Annotated in this window: 3 protein-coding genes and 3 pseudogenes; 3 read left to right on the top strand and 3 right to left on the bottom strand. The window is 69.6% G+C overall.

Annotation, left to right across the window (positions count from 1 at the left end):
• Positions 1-302 precede the first annotated feature (302 nt).
• Positions 303-915: pseudogene (locus AB0I23_RS40790) on the top strand (IS200/IS605 family accessory protein TnpB-related protein); the annotation flags it as partial.
• A 461-nt stretch (positions 916-1,376) separates the two neighbouring features.
• Here the strand turns inward: AB0I23_RS40790 and AB0I23_RS40785 are convergent.
• The 3 genes from AB0I23_RS40785 to AB0I23_RS40775 form a co-directional block, all read right to left on the bottom strand.
• A complete protein-coding gene (locus AB0I23_RS40785; RefSeq protein ID WP_359118256.1) occupies positions 1,377-1,733 on the bottom strand; it encodes a DUF3099 domain-containing protein in 357 nt (118 codons plus the stop codon).
• Positions 1,734-2,048: 315 nt separating this feature from the next.
• Positions 2,049-3,767, bottom strand: coding sequence for a cytochrome bc1 complex cytochrome b subunit (gene qcrB, locus AB0I23_RS40780; protein ID WP_359118254.1), 1,719 nt, complete (start codon positions 3,765-3,767; stop codon positions 2,049-2,051).
• A gap of 407 nt (positions 3,768-4,174) precedes the next feature.
• The gene (locus AB0I23_RS40775; RefSeq protein WP_359118252.1) at positions 4,175-5,725 is read right to left on the bottom strand and encodes an FAD-dependent oxidoreductase; all 1,551 of its coding nucleotides are present in this window, start codon (positions 5,723-5,725) and stop codon (positions 4,175-4,177) included.
• A 98-nt stretch (positions 5,726-5,823) separates the two neighbouring features.
• Here AB0I23_RS40775 and AB0I23_RS40770 point away from each other — a divergent pair.
• Both AB0I23_RS40770 and AB0I23_RS41935 read left to right on the top strand, forming a co-directional pair.
• A pseudogene (locus AB0I23_RS40770) lies at positions 5,824-6,081 on the top strand (FAD/NAD(P)-binding protein); the annotation flags it as partial.
• Between the two features lie 109 nt (positions 6,082-6,190).
• Positions 6,191-6,424: pseudogene (locus AB0I23_RS41935) on the top strand (FAD/NAD(P)-binding protein); the annotation flags it as partial.
• Positions 6,425-7,001 lie beyond the last annotated feature (577 nt).

Raw genomic sequence — 7,001 nt, 5'->3', positions numbered from 1 at the left:
GCGGATACTCCCTGCCCGAACAGCCAGATCATCTCGCCGACCGCCAAGACAACCCCGAAACGATCACTCCGGAAACAAGCCGGTGGATCCGGGCTGAGCCGAAGTGAGTGGTGGCGTGCGGGAGTGAGTCCTGGCGGTGCATTCGCGGGGGTATGGGAACGGGGGTTCCGGGGCCGAATGGGTGACCTTGGTGGCTGCTGCTCGTTGGGTCGGGTGGCAGGTGTCCGGCCTGGGAGGGGGGTGATGTGGCGGGTGGTCTGCGGAAGTCGGCCGTGCCCTTCGTGGTGCCCGGGCCTTGCGGTGTGGCGATCCGAGGCGGCCTCAAGCACCTCACCGCCCACGACGAGATGGTGCTGCGCGCGGTCGGCGAGCACCAGGGTGCGCTGGCTTCCGGTGATCTCAAGGCTCGCTGTGCGGATGGTCTGGAGCACGGCGCGGACGCGTGGGCGGCGCGTAGGCGGGAGCTGACGGCACGGTCGTCGTCGCGGATCGCGGGTGCGATCACCAAGGCCACGCACGATCAGTGGGGCGCTCGCCCGCCGTTGCCAGGCGGCGCACATCCAGAAACCGGCGGCCTGGATCAGGACGATGAGGCACCGCCTGTCCCTCCCGCTCGGGGCGCCCGGAACGAAGCGGGCTGCGGGCGGTTGCCGGTCGAAGGGCGAGTGGTTCCGCAAGTCCCGCCGACTTGCGGCACTGGAATCCAGGCATGCTGCTGCTGTCGTCGAGTGGCAGGCCGGACGGGTGCGGGTGGTGCGGGGCGGTAGACGTCTCCTCAACACCCGCCACCACCTCACCCGGGCCCAGCTCACCGAAGAGCAGTGGCTGGAAAGGTGAGAGGCGGAACGCTGGTTCATCGCTGCCGACGGCGAGTCGGGAAAGCGGTTCGGGAACGAAACGATCCGCCGCGGCCCTCTGTGCGGGGCCGTTCTGCGCACGGCGGGTCACGCCCGGTGGGACCGGAACCGGCTGCACGGCGGGCCGAAATGCTCATCGGCCGGCGCCGGCGTGCGGGCTGCCGTCTCCCGGCGCGCACGGGCAGGCTGTTCACGCCATCCGGGAACCTGCACGCAAAGCCCTGCTCCAAAAAGGCCTGGATGAGGTGGTGGTGAAGTCCGCCGCTCGCCGCTCAACGTCCCGCGAGCGTTCGGACGGTACCGCCTGGGCACAGCGCCGCACACCCGACACGGACTCGGTCTCGCCGGTACGAGCTGGGGGACGCGGCACTCAATCCACGGCCACACGGCGGATTTTGAGCAGGGTAGGCGTGCTGAAACAGTGACACGGTCGGCATCTTCGCGCCAAGGGCAGCTCAAAGTGACGTGAGTGACGTCAGCCGAGGTCGTGGGGTCGCCGGTGTGCAGTGAAGTGCCGGGTCAGCTCGCCGTGTTGCGTTCCGGCGGCAGAATCAGGGTGGGTTCGAGGACGACGCGGGCGGCGGGCTCTTCGTTCACCCGTGCCAGCACGGGCCGTGCGCCCCGCTGCTGGCGCCACCCGGCCTGCGCCACCACCACGGCGACGTAGGGGATGACGCCCGCGCCGACCAGCGCGCAGACCGCGACAGCGGGCCGGCGGTTCCGGGTGACGGCCATCACCACCACACAGGCGCTGCGCACCACCATGGCCGCGACGTAGCGCCGCTGACGGCCGCGCAGGTCCCGCGTCATGCCGGTGCGCGCCCGGGTGATGGACTCGGCCCGGGCAGCATCCCTGCGCCTTGGGGTGGTGTTCATCGGGCCTCCGTGGACACTCCGGCACAGCACCCGAACCGGAAAAAGGGGAACCGGACCCTGCCGGTTGCCGCGCGGTGCGGACGTTCACCTGCTGGGCGGCCGTGCCGCGGGGCGGCGGGCCGCGGCGGCGCCGTACGGTCGTCGGGTCACGGATGGCTGACGCGTGCCGTGCGCCGCCGGAGCGACGGCGGGCGGTGGAACGGCAGAAGGCCGAACGGCGGGCCGCAGGCGGTGGAACAGCGGCGGCGCGGGTGACCGTCCTCTGATCACCCGCGCCGCCTTCCCTGGCCCGGTTTTCGGCTGTGGGCCGCCGGGTCAGTGCACTTCCTGGTCCGGCTCCCGCTCCTCGAGGGCGCGCCGGGCGCCGGTTTCCAGGTGCCCGTCCGCCGAGCCGTGCCCGTTGGCCGGGTGGCCGAAGTGTTCCAGGGCCTGCTCCATCTCCTGCGGGGTCGGCTTGGCGATCCGGTTGCCGTACAGCCAGCGGCTGAGCCGGTAGCGCAATACCTCCTTGCGGGCCTTGGGATTGGGCACGCCATCGCGTTCCCTCGCGGGCGCCGGCAGCGGCTGATAGGGCTCCCTGGCCAGCAGCGTGTACTCCCGTCCGCGGTCGAGGCGCTCGTGCACCTCGACGAACTCGCCGTGCGGCAGCTTGAGGATCCGTCCGGTCTCGCGGCCGTGCAGGAGCGCGTCGCGGTCCCGCCGCTGCAAGCCCAGGCAGATCCGTCGGGTGATGACGTAGGTCAGCGCCGGGACGAGGAAGACCCCGATCCGTATCACCCAGGTGATCGAGTTCAGGGACAGATGAAAACGCTCGGCCAGGATGTCGTTGGCGCCGCCGAAGAACAGCACCAGGTAAAGGGCGACGAACGCGCAGCCGAACGCGGTCCGCGTGGGGTGGTCGCGCGGCCGGTCGAGGAGATGGTGCTCCCTTCTGTCCCCGGTCACCCAGGCCTCCAGGAACGGCCAGAGAGCGATCACGGCAGCCATCAGCGTCGGCAGGACGACGGCCGGGACCAGAATGCCGAGATTGAGGGTGTAGCCGCCCCAGATGGTGAGCTCCCAGGCCGGGAAAGCCCGCAGCGCGCCTTCGAGGAAACCCATGTACCAGTCCGGCTGGGATCCCTGGGAGATCTGGTCGGCGCGATAGGGACCGTACGTCCACACCGGGTTGATCTGCGCGATGCCCGCCAACAGCGCGAGCACCCCGGAGACCAGGAAGAAGAAGCCGCCGGCCTTGGCCGTGTAGTTCGGCACAAGGGGCTCGCCGACGACGTTCTTCTCGGTGCGGCCCGGGCCCCGGAACTGCGTGTGCTTGTGGTAGAAGACCAGGATCAGGTGGATGTTGAGCAGGATGAACACGAGTCCTGGGATCAGCAGGATGTGCAGGCTGTAGACGCGGGGCACGAGGTCGTGGCCCGGGAACTCGCCGCCGAACGCAAACATGTGCACATAGGTGCCGACCAGCGGGACGGCGAGCGTGATGCCCGAGGCGATGCGCATGCCGGTGCCGGAGAGCAGGTCGTCGGGGAGCGAGTACCCGAAAAAGCCCTCCAGGATCACCAGGACGAGCAACACGAAGCCGAACAGCCAGTTGACCTCTCGCGGTTTGCGGAACGAGCCGGTGAGGAAGTGCCGCAGCGTGTGCAGGCAGAGCGCACCGATCATGACCAGGGCCGACCAGTGGTGCAGCTGGCGGATGAACAGGCCGCCGCGCACCTCGAAGCTGATCTTCATTGTGGAGGCGTAGGCCTCCGACATCCTCATGCCCTGGAGCGGGCTGTACGGGCCGTCGTAGACGGTCTCGCCCATGCTCGGCTCGAAGAAGAAGGTGAGCCAGATCCCGGTGATAATCAGCACGACGAAGCTGTAGAGCGCTATCTCGCCGAACATGAACGACCAGTGCTCAGGAAACACCTTGCGGATCAGGAACCGGAAGTTGTAGATCCCGAGCCGCCCGTCCGCCCAATCGGCGATGCGCTCGCCCTTCGGCGTCCCGGTGCGCTTACCCTGCGGCGCCGTTTCGGTCGTGCTCATACCCGCGCGCTCTCCCCTCGCCGCTCGGCCGTCACAGGCACACCCGGTCCGGCCGGCGAACGGTCGGTGGTGAGGGTGGCCTGCCGCAGCGCAAGCGGGCCCGTGCCCTGAGCAGCTGGAACGCTATCGACGCGCGACTCGGCCGAACAACCGACTTGAAGCCGAATCCCAGTCATAACTCGACTGTTTCTCAAGCGAGTTGCGAGTCGACGGGGTGCGCATTGGCAACCTCCGTGCACAACCGGCCATGTTCCGCAACATCGTTGGCCATGCATGATGCCCGCCTTTCGTTCAACTGCTCTTACACAACAGCTAGTTGATTCACTCTTGTCGCACTGAAAGTGTAGGCTCACGCTCAGCGCGGCTCGCGAGCGGCTACACCTGCCGCGCGTTCCGGAGCGCGGCACTCACGGCTGCCACCGGTCACCGGCGGGCGCCGCGGCAGGCCAATGTGCCGAGGAACCCATGGTGGGTCTGCGCCGGGCAGATCCGGTGGAGACCCCGGCAGCAGATGCGTCCGGCGCGACGGAGCGGCGCCGGAGCGCGTCCTGGCCGTGGGTGGCGCTGGGCGGCGTCGCCTGGGCCGGGCCGCGCGTGCTACGGAGCGCGGCCCGCAGCACGCCCGGCCGCAGCGCCGCTGCGGGCTCGGCGGCCGTCTGCAGCAGTTCGAGCAGCAGCGTCGCCGCGTAGGGATCGGTGGTCGCAGCGGCCGCGATCCGGTCCGCGTACCGCCTGCTGAGCCGGGCGCGCACTCCGGCCCGCGGCTCTTGTCCCCCCTTCGCCGCGGGCAGATTGCGGGTGCTCATGTGCCAGGCGGGGGCCAGCCGGTGGACAAGGGCCCGGCGCAGCCGGTACCCGAGGCCGACCGCTGTGCCGTGACTGGTCAGCATGTGATCGAGGACGAGGGCGGACTGCACCGCGATCGTCATGCCCTGACCGTGGGCCGGGTCGAGGGCGGCGAGGGCGTCGCCGACGACGATGAACTGGTCGGGCCAGCGACGGAGCTTCTCGTAATGGCGCCAGCGGTTCTCGGTCCGGCCGCTGCCGTAGACCGGGCCGAGCGGGGTAGCGGACTCGATGACGTCGCGCAGCAGCGGGTGACGCAGGGCGCCCGCCGCGCGCAGCAGCCCCTCGTGGTCGGCGGGTGATCGCTTGCCGTCACTGGTACAGATCGACACCGACCAGCGGCCGCCCTCGATGGGATTGAGCATGCCCTGCATCGGATTCTCGGCCGAAGCCATGAGTAACAGGCTCTTCCAGTCGGCGACATGGCCGATGGGCGGCGCGAACACGACGGTGGTGTACCTGGTACCGGCATCGACCACCGTTTCCCCGGGCAGCTCGTAACCGAGTTCGGCAAGCCATTGGGGGGCACACGAGCCGCGTCCGGTGGCATCGACCACGAAGTCGGCGGATATCAGGCGCCGGGCAGCCCATCCTTCGGTCGCCTTCCGGTCCCGCCTGCGCACCCATACGCCGGTGACGGTGTCGTGGCGGCCGGGCTGCAGGGAGACGACCTCGTGCTCCTGCAAAAAGGCCACCTTGGAGTCGGCGAGCAGCCGGTCGCGTATCACCGCGTCAATCAGATCGCGGCTGGCGCTTAGCATCGACAGGTCCGAGTCGAACCGGGGCAGCCAGCCGCCCGGGCCGAGCAGCAGCATGTCCTCGGGCATGCGGACACGCACCGCTCCGGCGCCGGTCAGGTCCTGGCCTATGCCGGGAAACAGCTGCTCCAGGCCCTGCTGGGCGGATGTCATGAGGCTGTGCGTGTGCCGCGCCTGGGGCACGCCCCGGCGCCGCCCGGGTCCGCGTGGCACCCAGTCGCGCTCGATCACGGTGACCCGGTCCATGAAGTTGGCCAGGGCCCGCGCCGCGGTGAGCCCGGCCATGCCCGAGCCGATGACCACGGCGTGGCCGTGGCCGTCGTCCCCGTCGATAACACCGGCGTTCAGACTCAACGTGCCTGCCCTCCCAGTGGGTTGTGCTTGCATCATGCGGGGTGTAGCCATCCGCACGAGGGAATTCGGCCTGTCGAGGGCGGGAGTTCGAGTGACGCTTGAGGCAGTCAGCAGGTGCCGGGACTGGTCAGGGCGCCACACCCGCCGACGCCAGCGTCCGCATCGACGGCCCGCTGGAGGAGGGGCCGAGCCTGTACGAGTGGGCCAAGGCCCTGGAGCCGGGCACGCTCGACACCGGCCCGCAGACCGAACACGACGACGAGGTCCTCGCCGAGGCACGCGGTCTGGGCCCCGACGCCTATCCCACCCGCGCCCTCTACGGCTGCTATATGACCTGGGCCTTCCAGCGGGTCGTCGCGAAGGCCGCCGCGCACTTGACGGTGCGCACGTATCCCGTGAGGGCGGGCTCGTTCCGCAGACCCGGCACCTTCGCGATGATCTCGCGCGGGGGCGTGCAGATCTCGCCCGGGCGTGCGGGTGCGGGCCACGGTCCTCATCGAGGCCCGCCTGCCCGAGATCGACCTGCGGCGCACCGCGGACCCGCTGATACGCCAACTGCTTCGCACCGGGCACTGCCGTCCGTACCGCATCCCCCGCCCGGCGGGCGGCCCCGGCAACGGCGGCGCGGGGGATGCCGACTACGAGACCGGGGGCCTGGCCGTGTCCGAGCGGCCCTACCACCTGATCGACGCCCACGGTGTGCGCGGCACCACCTGGTCGGCCTGCAGCGCCAGAAGGGCGAGCACCTGCCGGGGCTTCGGCGCAGTAGAAGCGATGGACGCCCCGTTCTCTCTGACGTCCCATATGCCCAGTACGTCGATACGCACGCCGTTTCCCCTAGGTGAAGGTGCCATTTCCTGTCACCGTACGAGTACAAAAGAGGCCGGGCGGTTTGTCAACGGCGGGCAGTTCGTGCAATTTTGATTCTCCGTCAGTCCGGCATGCGCAACCTCCTCGCGCACGCCTCTGAGGTGGGGATTCACGCGGCTCCAAGCTGTCCGACCGCAAGGACGCGTGCAGGGTTTATCGATTCCTGGCGGAAATTCGCCCTGACAAACGGGCGGTCTCGCGGGCACAGCAGAAGCTCTCTTCTGGGGTCGAATGGGTGACCTTGGTGGCCGCTGCTCGTTGGACTGGGTGGCAGGTGTCCGGCCTTGAGGGTGGGGGGTGATGTGGTGGGTGGTCTGCGGAAGCTGGCCGTGCCCTTCGTGGTGCCCGGGCCTTGCGGGGTGGCGGTCCGGGACCGCCTGGGGCACCTCACGCCCCAGGACGAGAG

It is taken from the genome of Streptomyces atratus, from assembly GCF_040655115.1.
Lineage (GTDB): Bacteria > Actinomycetota > Actinomycetes > Streptomycetales > Streptomycetaceae > Streptomyces > Streptomyces atratus_D.
This window is presented reverse-complemented; position numbering and strand designations above follow the sequence as displayed.